At 70.7% G+C, this 16,893-nt stretch carries 11 protein-coding genes; 3 read left to right on the top strand and 8 right to left on the bottom strand.

Annotated features, from left to right (window positions below; genetic code table 11):
• The first annotated feature begins 79 nt into the window (after positions 1-79).
• Complete coding sequence (locus tag Dvina_RS01140; protein ID WP_223100518.1) at positions 80-1,369, top strand: D-arabinono-1,4-lactone oxidase; 1,290 nt, start codon at positions 80-82, stop codon at positions 1,367-1,369.
• Here Dvina_RS01140 and topA read toward each other — a convergent pair.
• From topA to Dvina_RS01110, 6 genes are all read right to left on the bottom strand, one after another.
• Entirely contained in the window at positions 1,366-4,119 is a 2,754-nt protein-coding gene (gene topA, locus Dvina_RS01135) for a type I DNA topoisomerase (RefSeq protein ID WP_380030821.1), read from the bottom strand. The two genes, Dvina_RS01140 and topA, sit on opposite strands and share 4 nt — an antisense overlap.
• A gap of 283 nt (positions 4,120-4,402) precedes the next feature.
• Entirely contained in the window at positions 4,403-5,311 is a 909-nt protein-coding gene (locus Dvina_RS01130; RefSeq protein WP_223106264.1) for a hypothetical protein, read from the bottom strand.
• Positions 5,302-5,820 carry a hypothetical protein gene (locus tag Dvina_RS01125; RefSeq protein WP_223100516.1) on the bottom strand — a complete coding sequence of 173 codons (519 nt, stop codon included), beginning with the start codon at positions 5,818-5,820 and terminating at the stop codon, positions 5,302-5,304. Before Dvina_RS01125 ends, Dvina_RS01130 begins: the two co-directional genes overlap by 10 nt.
• A gap of 108 nt (positions 5,821-5,928) precedes the next feature.
• The gene (locus tag Dvina_RS01120; RefSeq protein WP_223100515.1) at positions 5,929-8,310 is read right to left on the bottom strand and encodes a sodium-translocating pyrophosphatase; all 2,382 of its coding nucleotides are present in this window, start codon (positions 8,308-8,310) and stop codon (positions 5,929-5,931) included.
• A gap of 331 nt (positions 8,311-8,641) precedes the next feature.
• The gene (locus Dvina_RS01115; RefSeq protein ID WP_223100514.1) at positions 8,642-9,118 is read right to left on the bottom strand and encodes an ATP-binding protein; all 477 of its coding nucleotides are present in this window, start codon (positions 9,116-9,118) and stop codon (positions 8,642-8,644) included.
• Positions 9,119-9,122: 4 nt separating this feature from the next.
• Positions 9,123-9,485: an STAS domain-containing protein gene (locus tag Dvina_RS01110; RefSeq protein WP_223100513.1), complete on the bottom strand. Its 363-nt coding sequence runs from the start codon at positions 9,483-9,485 to the stop codon at positions 9,123-9,125.
• Positions 9,486-9,637: 152 nt separating this feature from the next.
• Here Dvina_RS01110 and Dvina_RS01105 point away from each other — a divergent pair, with 152 nt between their 5' ends.
• Complete coding sequence (locus Dvina_RS01105; protein ID WP_223100512.1) at positions 9,638-11,836, top strand: DEAD/DEAH box helicase; 2,199 nt, start codon at positions 9,638-9,640, stop codon at positions 11,834-11,836.
• Between the two features lie 1,099 nt (positions 11,837-12,935).
• Here Dvina_RS01105 and acs read toward each other — a convergent pair.
• The gene (acs, locus tag Dvina_RS01100) at positions 12,936-14,900 is read right to left on the bottom strand and encodes an acetate--CoA ligase (protein WP_223100511.1); all 1,965 of its coding nucleotides are present in this window, start codon (positions 14,898-14,900) and stop codon (positions 12,936-12,938) included.
• A 120-nt stretch (positions 14,901-15,020) separates the two neighbouring features.
• On the opposite strand from acs, the gene Dvina_RS01095 reads away from it, so the two are divergent.
• Positions 15,021-15,758 (top strand): Fic family protein, encoded by a 738-nt coding sequence (locus Dvina_RS01095; RefSeq protein ID WP_223100510.1) that lies wholly within the window; start codon positions 15,021-15,023, stop codon positions 15,756-15,758.
• 277 nt (positions 15,759-16,035) lie between these two features.
• Here the strand turns inward: Dvina_RS01095 and Dvina_RS01090 are convergent, their stop codons facing one another.
• Positions 16,036-16,857, bottom strand: coding sequence for an HAD family hydrolase (locus tag Dvina_RS01090; RefSeq protein ID WP_223100509.1), 822 nt, complete (start codon positions 16,855-16,857; stop codon positions 16,036-16,038).
• Positions 16,858-16,893: the final 36 nt, after the last annotated feature.

Below are 16,893 nucleotides of genomic sequence, written 5' to 3'. Positions count from 1 at the left end.
ACGACCGGGCACGATCGACGGATAGGGCATTTCACCCTTGTGATTGACGGGGGGCATACATGAAGGGTACTCAGATTTCGTGACTTCTCCGTGGGCCAACTGGGCCGGCAACCAGACCGCCAACCCCACCCGCGTCGCTCGCCCGGCCAACGCCGCTGAGCTGGGCGAACTCGTCCGCGCGGCGGCTTCGGAAGGGCTGCGGGTGAAGGCCGTCGGCAGCGGTCACAGCTTCACCGCCGCGGCCGTGACGGACGGCGTCCGGGTCGAACTCGACCGGATGGCGTCCCTCGTGCGGGTGGACGGGAATCTCGTCACCGTCCAGGCCGGCATGAAGCTTTCCGCCCTCAACACCACCCTCGCGGCGGCCGGGCTCGCCATGCCCAACCTGGGCGACATCGACGCGCAGACCATCTCCGGCGCGCTGTCGACGGGCACGCACGGCACCGGGGCGAAGTACGGCTGCCTGTCGACGTTCATCGAGGCGCTGACCCTTGTCACCGCCGACGGCCAGGAGCTCGCCTGCTCGGCGACGCATAACCCGGACCTCTTCGCCGCGGCCCGGGTCAACATCGGCGCCCTCGGCGTGCTCAGCACCGTGACGCTGCGCTGCGCGCCGGCGTTCACGCTGCGCGCCGACGAGCGCCCGGGCACGCTCGACGACGTCTGGTCGGGCCTCGACGAGCACATCGCCTCGAACGACCATTTCGAGTTCTACTGGTTCCCCTACACCGACCGCGTCCAGCTCAAGCGCAACAACGTCGTCGCCGATGCCGACCGGCCGCTGCCGGGCTGGCGACGCTGGCTCGACGACGACTTCCTCTCCAACTCGGTCTTCGGGGCCGCCTGCCGCCTCGGTCGCGTGCTGCCCGCGTCCGTGCCGCCGATCAGCCGCATCTCCGCCGGCGCGCTCTCGGCCCGCACCTACACGGCGGCGTCGCACGAGGTCTTCTGCACGCCCCGCCGGGTCCGGTTCGTCGAGATGGAGTACGGGCTGCCTCGAGCCGCGCTGCGGGAGGCGTTCGACGGGCTGCGGCGGATCGTGGACGGGCTGCCGTACAAGATCCAGTTTCCGGTCGAGGTGCGGTTCACGGCGGCCGACGACATCTGGCTGTCGCACGGCTACGGGCGCGACAACGCATACATCGCCATTCACCAGTACAAGGGCGCGCCCTACGAGGAGTACTTCCGCCGCTTCGAGGAGCTCACCACTCCGCTCGGCGGGCGCCCGCACTGGGGCAAGATGAACTTCCGCACCGCCGAGTCCTACGCGCAGGCCTACCCGCGCTTCGCCGACTTCACCGCGATGCGCGACAAGCTGGACCCGAACCGTGTATTCGCGAACGTCTACACGGACCGGGTCCTCGGCTAGTCCTCGGTCTTCTTCCGCGAGGAGGTGGCCTTCTTCGGAGCCGCCTTCTTCGCCGGCGTGGCTTTCTTCGCGGCGGTCGTCTTCTTGGCCGCCGTCGTGGTCTTCTTCGCGGCCGTGGCCTTCTTCTCGGGCGCGGCCTTCTTCGCCGCCGGGCGCGCCTTCTTCGGGGCCGGGCCCTTCGCGCGCTTCTCGGCGAGCATCTCGCTCGCCTCCTCCAGGCTGAGCTCGTCGACCGTCTGCGTGCGGCGCAGGGAGGCGTTGAACTCGCCGTCGGTCACGTACGGGCCGAATCGCCCGTCCTTGATGACAAGCGGCTTCTGGGTGGCCGGGTCGGCGCCCATCTCGCGCAGCGGCGGCTTGGCCGCCGCCCGCCCGCGAGCCTTGGGCGCGGCCAGCAGCGCCAGGGCCTCCTCCAGCGTGAGCGTGAAGAGCTGGTCCTCGTTCTCCAGCGACCGGGTGTCGGTGCCGCGCTTGATGTACGGCCCGTAGCGCCCCGGCGAGGCCAGGATCTCGTTGCCCTCGGGGTCCTTGCCGACGACCCGGGGCAGCTTGAGCAGCTGCAGCGCCTGCTCCAGGGTCAGCTCCTCCGGGCTCTGCGTCGACAGCAGCGACGAGGTCTTCTCGCCGCTGATGACGTAGGGCCCGTAGCGGCCGGCCTTGACCACGATCAGGTCGCCGGTCTCGGGGTGCTCGCCCAGCTTGCGCTCGTTGCCCTGGCCGCCGACGAACAGCTCGGCGACCTTCTCCGGGGTGAGCTCGTCCGGCGCGATGCCGTCGGGCACCGGCGCGCGGTCGCCCTCCTCGCCCTCGGGCGGGTTCGGGAGCGTGCGCTGCAGGTAGGGCCCGTAGCGGCCGACCCGCACCACGATGTCGCGGCCGGCCTCGTCGCGGAACAGCGGGATCGAGTTGATGCCGCGCGCGTCGATCTCGCCGAGCCGCTCGGTCACCATCCGCTGCAGGCCGCCCTGGCGGGCCACCGAGCCCTCGTCGCCGGTGTCGCTGCCGAAGTAGAACGGGTTCAGGAAGTTGACGGCCGTCTCGTCGCCGTTGGCGATCTCGTCGAGCACATTCTCCATCGAGGCCGTGAAGTCGTAGTCGACGAGCCGCGGGAAGTGCTGCTCGAGCAGGCCGATCACGGCGAACGCGAGGAACGAGGGGATCAGGGCCTGGCCGCGCTTGAAGACGTAGCCGCGGTTGTTAATCGTCTCCATGATCGACGCGTAGGTCGACGGGCGGCCGATGCCGAGCTCCTCCATGGCCTTGACCAGTGAAGCCTCGGTGTAGCGGGACGGCGGCTGGGTGGTGTGCCCGGTCGCGGTGAGCCCCTTCTCGGTGAGCGGCTGGCCCTTGACGAGCACCGGCAGGCGGCGCTCGGCGTCGTCGGCCTCGGCGTTCTCGTCGTCGGAGGACTCGACGTAGGCCCGCAGGAAGCCGGGGTCGGTGATCGTCTTGCCGGTCGCGCCGAAGTCGACCGACTCCTGGGCCGGGGTGACCGCGTTGATCCGCACCGATGTCGAGTTGCCGACCGCGTCGTTCATCTGCGAGGCGATCGTGCGCTGCCAGATCAGCTCGTAGAGGCGCAGCTCGTCGGCGCTGAGCTCCTTGGCGACGTCGCCCGGCGTGCGGAAACTGTCGCCCGCGGGACGGATGGCCTCGTGCGCTTCCTGAGCGTTCTTGACCTTTCCGGTGTACCGGCGGGGCTGCGACGGTACCGCCGCCGGCCCATAAAGATCGGAGATCTGCTGGCGTGCCGCCGCGATCGCCGCCTCGGACAGGTTCACCGAGTCGGTACGCATGTAGGTGATGTAGCCGTTCTCGTACAGCCGCTGCGCGATGCGCATGGTCTGTGCCGAGGACACCCGCAGCTTGCGGGCCGCCTCCTGCTGCAGCGTCGAGGTGATGAACGGCGGATAGGGCTTGCGGCGGTACGGCTTCTCCTCGACCCGGGTGACCGTGAAGCGCTGCCCCTCCAGGCGGGCGGCCAGCCCTCGGGCACCGTTCTCGTCGAGGTGGATGACGCCGGCACCGGGCTTGACCTTGCCGGTCTCCGGGTCGAAGTCGCGGCCGGTGGCCACGCGGTCGCCGTCGAGCGCGATGAGCGTCGCGTTGAACGTGCGCGTGTCGTTCTCCGGCAGCAGCCGGGCGATGATGTCCCAGTAGTCGGCCGAGCGGAACTTCATCCGCTGCCGCTCCCGCTCGACCACGATCCGGGTCGCGACCGACTGCACGCGCCCGGCCGAGAGGCCCCGCTGGACCTTCTTCCACAGCACGGTGGACACGTCGTAGCCGTAGAGGCGGTCCAGGATGCGGCGGGCCTCCTGGGCGTCGACGAGCGAGCGGTTGATCTCGCGCGGGTTGGCGACGGCGGCCTGGATGGCGGGCCGGGTGATCTCGTGGAAGACCATCCGCTTGACCGGCACCTTGGGCTTCAGCGTCTCCAGCAGGTGCCAGGCGATGGCCTCGCCCTCGCGGTCCTCATCTGTGGCCAGGAAGACCTCGCTGGCCTGCTTCAGCAGGTCCTTCAGCCGGGAGATCTGCTTACGGCGGTCGGCCGAGATGATATAGACCGGGGTGAAGTCATTCTCGATGTCGACGCCGAGATACGCCCAGGGCTTGCTCTTGAGCGCCTCGGGCATGTCCTTCTTGCCCACGGGCAGGTCGCGGACATGGCCGAAACTGGCCTCGACGAGGTAGTTCGGGCCCAGGTAGCCCGAAATCGTCTTGGCCTTGGCCGGCGACTCCACGATCACCAGCCGCTTTGTGTTGGCGGAGTTCGCCACAGTTCTCCCCGGTGCGGACGGACAGACGTCAAACGTAACGCTCACCTTCGCGCCGAGTTGCGCAATGGGGCATCCCGGCGGTCGGCTCACGACACGCCGATCGGCGCCACGGTACACCTATACACAACCGCTACCAGCCCGATCTTGCCAACGTGTCGCGCTTGGTGCCGTGTTTGTACGGTTTTGTCGGCCCCGGCGGCCCCAAATCACATCTACAGAGCGGCTTCGGCACCCTACTACGGGTGACCTGGCCCTATGCCGGCCAGACGCCGGCGGGCGCCAGGGCCGGCGCCTCCCCGACGAGCTCCGCGAGGCGGCTGATGCGCCGCGGTCCCACGATGCGGTACGCCGGGTCGCCGGAGTCGGCCCCGACGAGCACCGCCGGCAGCCCGACGGCAACGAGTGCGTCCCCGACGGCGATCCAGTTGTCGGCCACCTGGCGATCGAGGGCGACCGGCTCGACCTCCGCCACCTGGGGCTCCACCTCGGGCGTGACCGGGTCCAGCTCGACGGTGGGCAGCTCGTCCACCCACTCGCCCGCGTCGAAGACCTCCTCGACGTCGGCGTACTCGTCCGGCCCGGGATCGAAGGCTGTGATTTTGCTCTCGCTCTTGCGCTGCCGGACGTTCGGGCGCTCCGGCGTGCGCGGCGGGTTCGGCACGGTTACCGGCGCTTCGTCCAGCTCCAGCGGCTCGAAGACGATCTGGTCGATCTCCATGATCTCCGGCGGCGTCACCGGGCGCGGGGCGAGCCGCAGAAGATAGGAGCGCGGGCCCTCGTAGCTGCCCGCGGCGGCCACCCACAGCCGCAGCCGGCGCCCGTCGAGCGCCAGCGTGCGCGGTGACACCTTCCCTCCGCTGTCGTCGAGCCAGGCGGCCGCGAGGGGGGCGAGGAGCGCGGAGTACGAGGTCCGCAGCTGCCACCGGCCGTCCTCCCCGGTCGGCTCGCACGTCACCGTCAGCCCGCGCACCTCCAGCTCGGCCCGCAGCACCTGGCAGCGCCAGGCGTCGTCCACGACGATCGAGACCCGCCCGGTGCCGCCCATCCGCCCCACCTGCCCGGCCGCGGCCAGCAGCCCCTCCAGGTCGAGCGGCGCCGGCGGGCGCGCCTCGACCCCGAACAGCGACAGCTGCCGGGCGCGGACGGTCGGGGTCACCGGCACTCGGGCACCTCGTCGAACGCCTTCTGCAGGTCCTCCGGGCCGACGTGGGCCGGGTCGATGGCGCTGCGGCCATACTCGGTGTTGAGCGTCGTGAACGCCTTCTTGACCTCGGCGTAGAAGGTCTTGTCGGTCGCCAGGCCGGAGACTGTCCGCTTGGCGTTGCCGTAGGCGTCGCGGGCCTTGGTCAGCGACGCGGTGAACTGCTCGGCCACCTTCGGGCCGTCGTCCACCGCGGGCACCCCGGCCCCGCTCACCCCGGCCCGCGCCTTCTCGCTCGACGCCTCGGCCCCGGCCAGCAGGTCCACGATGTTGGTCTTCGACTGGGCCGGCGTCGTGGCCGCACCCAGCTGCTGCTGGGCCCGGCTGGTGAGGTCGGCGATCTCGGCCCGCCACGGCGTCAGCGCGGTGCAGACCTGCTTGGCCCACGTCTTGGGCTCCACGCCGTCCGGGCCGCACGCCGCCACACCGAGGGCAAGGAGCGTGGCGGCGAGGAGGCGAACGGCGCGCATGAATGCAGCGTAGATCCGATCGTCTGTTCGAGAAAACACAACGCTCCGGCCGAGGGACGGCCGGAGCGTCGTGTTCAACCGCTTTTGCGGCAAATCGAACTAGCCCAGTCAGGCGGTGACCTTCTCGGGTGCCGCCTCGGTGGAGGCCGCACCGTTGCCGTCACCGGCGTCGACAGCTACCGACTTGCGCTTGCTCAGCAGCACCGCACCCGCGATGACGAGCACCGCGACGATCGCGATGGTGTAGCGGGCGGCCTGGTTGCCGCCACCGACGGTCAGGGTGACCACGCCGGGGGCGATCAGCAGGGCGACCAGGTTCATCACCTTGATGAGCGGGTTGATGGCCGGGCCGGCGGTGTCCTTGAACGGGTCGCCGACCGTGTCGCCGATGATCGTGGCCTCGTGCGCGGGCGAGCCCTTGCCGCCGTGCACGCCGTCCTCGACCAGCTTCTTCGCGTTGTCCCACGCGCCGCCGGAGTTGGACAGGAAGACCGCCATGAGCGTGCCCGTGCCGATCGCGCCGGCCAGGTAGGCGGCCAGCGGGCCGACACCGAGGCCGAAGCCGACGGCGATGGGCGCCATCACCGCGAGCAGACCCGGGGTGATCAGCTCGCGCTGGGCGTCCCGGGTGCAGATGTCGACGACCTTGCCGTACTCCGGCCGCTGCGTGTAGTCCATGATGCCCGGGAACTCGCGGAACTGCCGCCGGACCTCGAACACCACCGAACCCGCGGAGCGGGCCACGGCGTTGATGGCGAGGCCGGAGAACAGGAACACGACCGCCGCGCCGATCAGCAGGCCGACCAGGTTGCCCGGGTTGGCCACGTTGAGCAGGATCGCGGTGGCGGCGTCGTCGGCCTTCTCGCCGGCGTCGGCCAGGGCCGTCTTCATCGTGTCGGTGTAGGAGCCGAACAGCGCCGTCGCGGCCAGGACGGCCGTGGCGATCGCGATGCCCTTGGTGATCGCCTTGGTGGTGTTGCCGACGGCGTCGAGCTCGGTCAGGGTGCGGGCCCCGGCCTCGTCGATGTCGCCGGACATCTCGGCGATGCCCTGCGCGTTGTCGCTGATCGGGCCGAAGGTGTCCATGGCGACGATGACGCCCACGGTGGTGAGCAGACCGGTGCCGGCCATGGCGACCGCGAACAGCGACAGGGTGATCGAGCCGCCACCGAGCAGGAAGGCGCCGAAGACGCCCGCGCCGATGACGAGGGCCGAGTAGACGGCCGACTCGAAGCCGACGCTGACGCCCGCGAGCACGACCGTGGCGGGGCCGGTCAGGGCGCTCCGGCCGATGTCGCGGACGGGGCGGCGGGTGGTCTCGGTGAAGTACCCCGTGAGGGCCTGGATGATCGCGGCCAGCACGATGCCGATGACGACGGCGATGATGGCCGTGATGTGCGGGCCGAACGGCGGGGTGTCCGCGCCGGCCGCGGGGGCCTTGAGCGCGTCGAGAGCGGAGGTGCTGCCGGTCAGGCCGCTCCACTTGCTCGGCAGGTAGAACAGTGCGGCCGCGCTGACCAGGACGGCCGAGACGACGGCGGAGATGTAGAACGCCCGGTTGATCGCGACGAGCCCGTTGCGGTCGGACTTGCGCAGGCGGGTGAGCGCCACACCGACGATCGCGACGAACACGCCGATGGTGGAGACGATCAGCGGGAACACCAGGCCCTGCTCGCCGAAGGCGGCCCGGCCCAGAATCAGTGCCGCGACGAGCGTGACGGCGTAGGACTCGAAGAGGTCCGCGGCCATACCCGCGCAGTCACCCACGTTGTCGCCCACGTTGTCGGCGATGGTCGCCGCGTTGCGCGGGTCGTCCTCGGGGATGCCCTTCTCGACCTTGCCGACCAGGTCGGCGCCGACGTCGGCGGCCTTGGTGAAGATGCCGCCGCCGACCCGCATGAACATCGCGAGCAGCGCCGCACCGAAGCCGAAGCCCTCGAGCACGATCGGGGCCCGGTCCTTGAAGATGAGCACCACCAGAGCCGCGCCGAAGAGGCCCAGGCCCACGGTGAGGAAGCCCACGACACCACCGGTGCGGAACGCGATCTGCATCGCCTTCTCGCGGCCGCCGTCCTCCCGGGCCGCCGCCGCGACGCGCAGGTTGGCGCGGGTGGCCAGCGCCATGCCGGCGCCACCGATGAAGGCCGAGAAGACCGCGCCGACGACGAAGAACGCCGACCGCCCGATCTTGATCAGGGTCTCGTTGTCACCGGCGTCGTTGACCGGGAGCAGAAACAGCAGCACGACCGCGATGACGACGAAGATGCCGAGGGTCTTGAACTGGCGCACGAGGTACGCGCTCGCGCCCTCCTGCACCGCCCCGGCGATCTCCTGCATCTTGGGCGTGCCCCGCCCGGTCGCGAGTACCGCCTTGACCAGCGCCGCGGCGAAGCCGAGCGCTACGAGGGCGATGACGAGCGCGACGACGATGTAGGTCAGATTGCTCCCGGAAAGGGAAATCTCTCCGGCAGCGGAGAGTGATCCGGACATTCGTTGTCCTCCTGTACCGACACATGACAGCGCCGCGAGCGGTCAGGCCGGCGGCGATTCTCTCCAAAGAGAGCCGTGCTGACGGGCGCAGGTACCCAGTGAGCAGGCCCGTCATACACAAGAGCCGTACTCTAGCCGGATGACGTGGCCGTGGTCACACCGACTTGCGCGTTTTCACAAATCGCATTCTGTCGATTTGCTCACGTCGGTGCCTCCGCAGGCTCCGGCACCGCCGCGAGCCCCCGCGCTGAATCCATGGTGAGCGGCCCCTCCGCAAGCTCCGGACCACTCACGCCGGCGCCTCCGCAAGCTCCGGCACCGCTCACGTCACCTAGTCGCTTGACCGCTCCAGCGGCCACGACATACGCACCTCGGTGCCGACGCCTTCGCCTAATTCGGACACGTTGAGGTCGTCCACGAGCCCGGCCAGCAGCGCCAATCCCATCCGGGCGGCCACCGCCTCCTCCGCCAGCAGGTCCGGCGGGGTGGTCAGCGGCAGGGCGGGGTCCGAGAGCAGCACGACGGCGTCGTCCTGCGGGGTCTTGTGGACAACGGCGCCGTTCGCGGCCCGGTCCACGACCCGCACGGTGAACCGGTCGCCGTCGGCCATCGCGACGTCGACCAGGTCGTCGAGGCCGTGTGAGCGGTGCAGCGCGACCGCCCGCGAGCAGGCCTCACCGATGGCGAGCCGGACCTCCTCGAGCAGCTCCTCGGCCACGCCGGCGCGCCGCGCGACAGCCACGCCGACCAGGCGGGCCGTCCGGACGTGCGCCGGGGCAGGCGAGAAGGAGAGACGAACTGTCGGCATGGACCTACGCCGGTGTGTCGTTGCCCGCGGAGGTCGCGGCGATCGCGTCCGCGACGGTGTCGTACAGCTGGAAGACGCGATCGAGGGCCGTGATCCGGAAGATCTTGAGCAGCCGCTCGTGCGCACACACCAGACCGAACGTCCCGTTCACGGCGCGCAGCCGCTTCAGCGCCCCCACCAGCACACCGAGCCCGGTCGAGTCGAGGAACTCCACCCGGCTCAGGTCGACCACGACGTGCCGGGCGCCCTGCTCCACGAGCTCCACGAGCTTCTCGCGCAGGCGCGGGGCGGTGTACACGTCCACCTCGCCGCCGACTTCGAGCACCTTGTGGTCGCCGGAGTCGTACGTCGACAACGACAGCTCCATGCGAACCTCCTCCTCTGGCGGCCAAGTTGTGCGAGCCCTCCACGGGCATCTAACCATCGACGCCCCCGTCAGGCGACGCTTGACCCCCTTTCCCATATCCGCCCGGCGTGTACCGTGAAATATGTTTCGAACAGGTGTTTTAGAGTGCTGAGGTGCTGCTCCACACCGAAACGCTCCCCCGCCGCGCCGGGACCAACGTGCCCTGGCCCGATTGGGTGCCCGAGCCACTGCGCACGGCCTTCGGATTCGAGCCGTGGCGGCACCAGGCCGAGGCGGCCACCGCGGCCTGGCAGGGCGCGCACACCGTGGTCGCGACCGGCACCGGCTCCGGCAAGTCGCTGGCCTATCAGCTGCCCGCGCTCGCCCGTCTCCTGACGGACCAGAGGGCCACGGTGCTGTACATCGCGCCGACCAAGGCCCTGGCCGCCGACCAGCTGCGCTCACTGCGCGAGCTCGGCCTGCCTAACGTGTATCCGGCGACCTACGACGGCGACACCTCCCGCGAGGAGCGCGACTGGGTCCGCCAGCACGCCCGGGTGGTGCTCACCAACCCCGACATGCTGCATCACGGCATCCTCCCGGCCCATGGCGCCTGGTCCCGGTTCCTGCGCGGTCTGGCCTATGTGGTGGTGGACGAGTCGCACGCGTACCGCGGCATCTTCGGCTCGCACGTCGCCCACGTCCTGCGCCGCCTGCGCCGGGTGACCGCCCGCTACCGCACCACCCCGACATTCATCCTGGCCTCGGCCACCTCCGGCGACCCCGGCGCATCGGCCCTGCGGCTGACCGGCGCACCGGCGCAGGTGTTCACCGACGACGCCTCCCCGCGCGGCGAGATCACCTTCCGCCTGTGGGAGCCGCCCCTGCTCACCGAGGACGGCCCGCGCCGCTCGGCGTTGAGTGAGACGGCCACCCTCCTGGCCGACAAGGTCGCGCAGGGCGTGCCGACGCTGGCCTTCGTGCGCTCCCGCAAGGGCGCCGAGCTCGTCGCGACGATGGCCCGCCACCACCTCGACCTGGCCGTGCCGGGCCTGGGCGCCCAGGTCGCGGCCTACCGCTCGGGCTACCTGCGCGAGGACCGCCGAGCGCTCGAGCGCGACCTCATCGACGGCCGCCTCACCGGCCTCGCCTCGACGAACGCCCTCGAGCTCGGTGTCGACCTCACCGGCCTCGACGCGGTCCTCATGTGCGGCTACCCCGGCACACTGGCGTCGCTCTGGCAGCAGGCGGGCCGCGCCGGAAGAGCCGGAAGATCCGCCAGTTGTACGTTGATCGCCCGCGACGACCCCCTGGACACCTACCTGGTCCATCACCCGGAGGCCCTGTTCGGCCGCCCCGTCGAGGCAACGGTCTTCGACCCCGCCAACCCGCACGTCCTGGCACCCCAGCTGTGCTGCGCCGCCGCCGACCTCCCCCTGACCGAGGCCGACCTGGAGCTCTTCGGCCCCACGACCCGCGAGGTCCTCGACGCCCTGGTGTCCGCCGGGATGCTCCGCAAAAGGCCCCAGGGTTGGTACTGGACCGAGCGCAACCGCCCCGACGTCGACCTCCGCGGCGCCGGCGGCGGCCCGATCGCGGTCGTCGAGTCGTCGACCGGCCGCCTGCTGGGCACCGTCGACACGGGCTCGGCCCACCAGCAGGTCCACGACGGCGCCGTGTACCTCCACCGCGGCACGACGTACGTGGTCGACAAGCTGGACCTGGCCGACAACAGCGCCCTGGTCCACGCCGAGGACCCGGACTGGAGCACCCACCCCCGCGACGTGACGTCGATGGTGATCCTGAAGGTCCGCGAGTCCCGCCCGGCCGGCCCGATCACCCTGTCCCTGGGCGAGGTCGAGGTGACCAACCAGGTGGTGAGCTACCAGCGCCGCAAGCTGATGTCGGGCGAGCTCATCGACACGGTCCAGCTCGACCTGCCGGAGCGGGTCCTGCGCACGGTGGCCGTCTGGTGGACGATCGACCCCGACGCCCTCGACGACCTGGGCATTCCCGAGCTCGAATGGCCCGGCGCCCTCCACGCCGCCGAGCACGCGGCAATAGGCCTACTCCCATTGATCGCCACCTGTGACCGCTGGGACATCGGCGGCCTGTCGACGGCCGCCCACGCCGACACCGGCCTGCCGACAATCTTCGTCTACGACGGGCACCCGGGCGGCGCCGGTTTCGCCGAACGCGCCTACAACACCGCAGCCACCTGGCTCACCGCCACGCGCGACGCAATTCGAGCGTGCCGCTGCGAACACGGCTGCCCATCCTGCGTCCAATCCCCGAAATGCGGCAACGGCAACAACCCCCTGAACAAACCCGAAGCCGCCCGCCTCCTGTCACTGGTACTGCGCCACATCTAAAAATCAACACCGTTGACAACCACGGCGCAGCCAACCCCCGCCGGCCGACCGCACCCCTACCCGAATCACCCCCGCCCCCTGAAAGAACCACAATGCGCCGCACCCCCCAACCGGCATCGCCATACGAGGACCGACGGAGCAGCACCACGCTCACGGCCGACGGCCAGCTCAAAACGAGCGTTATCAATGCCACGCAGAGGACTCCCGACACGGCCGCCCCATGCCACCGCGCAAATCACAGACGCGACCTTCTCGGCGCACGCGCGGACACAAAGCGATGAGCAGGGCGGCGCAGGGGCATAAGGCGGCGCAGGGCAGCACGGGGCCGTATAGGGGCGGCGCAGTGCCGTATAGGCGGCCCAAGCGGGCAGCCGGGACAAGCTGGCAGGCGGGACAAGCAGCGCGGGCAGAACAAGCGGCGCGGGCAAGACAAGCGGCGCGGGCAGAACAAGCGGCGCAGGCAGGACAAGCAGCGCGGGCAGAACAAGCAGCGCGGGCAGAACAAGCAGCGCGCAGGGGTGACGCGGCGGCGCATGACAGGCCAGGCGCCAGACGCACGGAGAAGCGCACGGCAGCCACGCGGAAGGCTCGTGGCGCACAGGCAAGCGCAGGCGCGCATCCAGACGCCGGCGCACATACAGACGCCGCCAGACCGTCAGACGCGGGCGACCGGCAACCGGCAGACGCGGACGGCCGACTACGTGTGGCGGGCGGCATCCCACGGGCAGGGCGGCGGCCACGGATGGGCCGCCCGCTCGAGTGGTGGCCGCCGGCCCGAGTGGTGGCCGCCGGCCGAGTGGTGGCCGCCGGCCCGAGTGGTGGCCGCCGGCCCGAGTGGTGGCCGCCGGCCCGAGTGGTGGCCGCCGGCCCGAGTGGTGGCCGCCGGCCCGAGTGGTGGCCGCCGGCCCGAGTGGTGGCCGCCGGCCCGAGTGGTGGCCGCCGGCCCGAGTGGTGGACCCGACGGTTGGGCGAGGTGGATGGGACGAGCGTGGACGGGCTGAGGGAGGAGCGGCCTGAGGGTGGTCGAGGAGGTGGACGGGCGAGGTGGCCGCTGGACTTGGGCTGAGGGCTCAGGTCCAGCGGCCGTCGGCGTTGGCGGTCAGTCCTCCGACTTGCCGGAGTTGAGGCCGCTGGAGATCAGGTCCATCACCGTGGAGTCCTGGAGGGTGGTGACGTCGCCCAGGCTGCGGTTCTCGGCCACGTCGCGGAGCAGGCGGCGCATGATCTTGCCCGAGCGGGTCTTCGGGAGCTCGGCGACGAGCATGATCTGGCGGGGCTTGGCGATGGGGCCGAGGGTCTTCGCCACGTGGTTGCGCAGCTCCTGGATGAGGGCCTCGCCGGCCTCGCCCTCGGTCTCCACGCCGCCGCGGGGGATGGTGAAGGCGACGATCGCCTGGCCCGTTGTCGGGTCGGTAGCGCCGACCACCGCGGCCTCGGCCACCTTCGGGTGGCTGACCAGGGCCGACTCGACCTCGGTGGTGGAGATGTTGTGGCCCGAGACGAGCATGACGTCGTCGACGCGGCCCAGGAGCCACAGGTCGCCGTCGCTGTCCTTCTTGGCGCCGTCGCCCGCGAAGTACATGCCTTCGAAGCGGGACCAGTAGGTCTCCTTGAAGCGGTTGTCGTCGCCCCAGATGGTGCGCAGCATCGACGGCCACGGCTCGCGGAGGACCAGGTAGCCACCGCCGCCGTTGGGGACCGAGTTGGCCTGGTCGTCGACGACGTCGGCGGTGATGCCGGGCAGGGGGCGCATGGCGCTGCCGGGCTTCGCGGCCGTGACGCCGGGCAGCGGGGAGATCATGATGGCGCCGGTCTCGGTCTGCCACCAGGTGTCGACGACGGGGGTGGTGCCGCCGCCGATCTTCTCGCGGTACCACATCCAGGCCTCGGGGTTGATCGGCTCGCCGACCGAGCCCAGCAGCCGCAGCGACGACAGGTCGAACTGCGCCGGGATGTCGTCGCCCCACTTCATGAACGTGCGGATGGCGGTGGGGGCGGTGTAGAGGATCGTCACCCCGTATTTCTGCACGATCTCCCAGAACCGGCCGCGGTGCGGGGTGTCGGGCGTGCCCTCGTACATGACCTGGGTGGCGCCGTTGGAGAGCGGGCCGTAGACGATGTAGCTGTGCCCGGTGACCCAGCCGATGTCGGCGGTGCACCAGTAGACGTCGCTGTCGGGCTTGAGGTCGAAGACGGCGTGGTGGGTGAAGCTGGCCTGGGTGAGGTATCCGCCCGAGGTGTGCAGGATGCCCTTCGGCTTGGCCGTGGTGCCGGAGGTGTAGAGGATGAACAGCGGCTGCTCGGCGTCGAACGCCTGCGCCTCGTGCTCGGCCGGGGCCGTCTCCACCGTCTCGTGCCACCACAGGTCGAGCGTCGAGTTCCACTCGATGTCCTGGCCGGTCCGCCGCACCACGAGCACCTTCTCGATGCTGGGCGTGCGGGCGACCGCCTCGTCGACGATCGACTTGAGGCCGCTGGGCTTGCCGCGGCGGAAGCCGCCGTCGGCCGTGATGACGATCTTCGCGCTGGCGTCGTCGATGCGGCCGGCCAGGGCGTCGGCCGAGAAGCCGCCGAAGACGACCGAGTGCGTGGCGCCGATCCGCGCGCAGGCCAGCATGGCGACGGCGGCCTCGGGGATCATCGGCAGGTAGATCGCGACCCGGTCGCCGGCGACGACGCCGAGATCGGTGAGGGCGTTGGCGGCCTGGCAGACCGAGCGGTGCAGGTCGGCGTAGGTGATGGTGCGGGTGTCACCCGGCTCGCCCTCGAAGTGGATGGCGACCTTGTCGCCGCGGCCGGCCTCGATGTGGCGGTCGAGGCAGTTGTAGGCCACGTTGAGCTGCCCGCCCACGAACCACTTCGCGAACGGCGGGTTGGACCAGTCAAGGACCTGGTCCCACTCCTTGGCCCAGCTCAGCCGGTGCGCCTGACGCTCCCAGAACGCGAGGCGGTCGGCCCGGGCCTCGGCGTAGGCACTCTCGGTGAGGTTGGCGGCGGCCGCGAACTCGGCAGGCGGCGGGAACTGCCGTGTCTCGTTGAGAAGGTTTTCCAAGGTTTCGCTCATCGGTGACGGCTCCTCGACGTGGTCCCAGCTCTCGAACTGAGGCTAGACGTGGGGTGTGACAGAAAACAGCGGGGGCTTCTCTTAACTTTGTTGACAGTAAGCGCACGATACCGTCAACGGGTGCCGACCGACCCACTCGCACCGCTGCTTGAGCTCACCGACGTCCGGGCCGCGCTGGACGGCGCCCGGGCCGCGACCGACGCGGCCATGCGCCACCGCGCGCTGCGCCGCTCGGGCGGGCCGGTCGCGGCGGAGATCGCCCTGCGCACCTCCGTGGCCAGCGCCGCGCTCGAGACCCACGGCTTCGACCTGGAGGGCGTGCGGGCCGGCGTGGTCACCGATCCCGTGGTGCAGGGCGCGCTGCGGGTCACCGCCGCGCTCGACGGGCTTACCGGCACCTGGCCGAAGGCGCCGCGGCAGGTGCTGGCCAAGCTGCACACGCTTGCCGCCCGGGACGTCGTCGGGCCCGCCGAGCTGGGCCGGCCTCAGGATCCGTCGGTGGTACCGCGCCTCGACGCCCTGGCCGCGCTCGTCGCCGGGGCCACGAGCGCCCCGGTGTTGCTGCAGGCGGCTGTGGTACACGCGGAAATCCTGGCTCTCAAGGCTTTTGCCGGTCCCAACGGTGTGGTCGCGCGGGCCGCGGCCCGGTTGACGCTGATCGCCGGCGGCCTGGACCCCCGAGGGCTGCTGGCGATGGATATCGGGCACCGCAGCCGCGAGCCGGAGTACGTCGGGTCGGCCAATGCCTTCGCCACCGGTACCCCCGACGGCATTCGATCTTGGCTCCGGCACTTCGCGGCGGCCACCGAGCGCGCCGCCGAGGAGCTGGTGGACGTCTGCGAGAAGGCCACCGAGTAGCGCCCGCGCGGCGGCCTGCCACCCGTCGGCTACGGCCCGGACACAGTGGACGGCGCCTCGCATGGAGGCGCCGTCACACACGTCCGACCGGGTTACCAGGCGTGCACCTCAAGTCCGTTTGCAGCGGTCCTCGCGGATCCGCTGTAACGCGCCTACCGCGGCTGGTCGCTCGTGGGTGCCCGGCGGCCGTGCACGAGGCCGTGACCTCGCACTTCCTTTTCTACGCCGCCCTCACCACGATCGGAACCCCCGGACCGCAGATTGTGACTGCTGAGGCTCAGGTGGTGGCGGCGTCAAGGCGAAGAGCGCGGGTTTTCCTGTACCTGCTGTAGACCGCGAGCCCGATGGCGACCACGGCACCGAGGCCGATCGCCGCCGCCGCAACTGGCACCGCCGGCCGCTCGCGCAGGCGCCGGCTCAGCGGGATCGGGTGCTTGAACTCCAGCATCGGCCAGCCCCGATCCACAGCGGTCTTGCGCAGCCCGCGGTCGGGGTTGACGGCCGTCGGGTGCCCGACCAGGCTCAGCAGGCCCGCATCGGTGACGGAGTCGGAGTACGCGTAACACGCCGACAGGTCGTACTCCCGCTCGGCGGCCAGCTCCTTGACCGCGACCACCTTGTTGGGCCCGGCCGCGTAGAAGTCGATCTCGCCGGTGTAGCAGCCGTCCTCGCCCACGTTCATCCGCGTGGCGACGATGTCGGTGATGCCGAGCTGTTCGCCGATCGGGCGGACCATCTCGTCGCCGGAGGTCGAGACGAGCACCACGTCACGGCCGGCCGCCCGGTGCTCCTCGATCAGCAAAACGGCCTCGGCGTAGATGTACGGGCTGATCAGCTCCTCGAGCGTCTCCCGCACGATCTGGCGCACCTGCTCGGCCCGCCAGCCCTTGACGAGCGCGGCCAGATAGTCGCGGGTGCGCGCCATCGTCTGCTCGTCGGAGCCGCCGCCGACCCGGAAAATCAGCTGCGCGTAGGCGCCTTTGATGACGTCGCGGCGGCTGATGAGCCCGTCGCGATAGAACGGTCGACCGAAGGCCAAGGCACTCGACTTGGCGATGACCGTCTTGTCCAGATCGAAAAACGCGGCGCTACGCCCCACGGCGGGCAAGTGTAGCCTCGCGGGGCGATCCGCGGT

This window comes from Dactylosporangium vinaceum (genome assembly GCF_019904175.1).
Classification (GTDB): domain Bacteria; phylum Actinomycetota; class Actinomycetes; order Mycobacteriales; family Micromonosporaceae; genus Dactylosporangium; species Dactylosporangium vinaceum.
The sequence above is the reverse complement of the archived record's forward strand: the minus strand, read 5'-3'. Positions and strand labels throughout refer to the sequence as shown.

What these genes read in the sequence shown, in the direction of transcription:
- Dvina_RS01125 (WP_223100516.1), bottom strand. Translation starts at nt 5,820, where the DNA reads ATGCGCGCCGTTCGCCTCCTCGCCGCCACGCTCCTTGCCCTCGGTGTG.
- Dvina_RS01120 (WP_223100515.1), bottom strand. Translation starts at nt 8,310, where the DNA reads ATGTCCGGATCACTCTCCGCTGCCGGAGAGATTTCCCTTTCCGGGAGC.
- Dvina_RS01115 (WP_223100514.1), bottom strand. Translation starts at nt 9,118, where the DNA reads ATGCCGACAGTTCGTCTCTCCTTCTCGCCTGCCCCGGCGCACGTCCGG.
- Dvina_RS01110 (WP_223100513.1), bottom strand. Translation starts at nt 9,485, where the DNA reads ATGGAGCTGTCGTTGTCGACGTACGACTCCGGCGACCACAAGGTGCTC.
- acs (WP_223100511.1), bottom strand. Translation starts at nt 14,900, where the DNA reads ATGAGCGAAACCTTGGAAAACCTTCTCAACGAGACACGGCAGTTCCCG.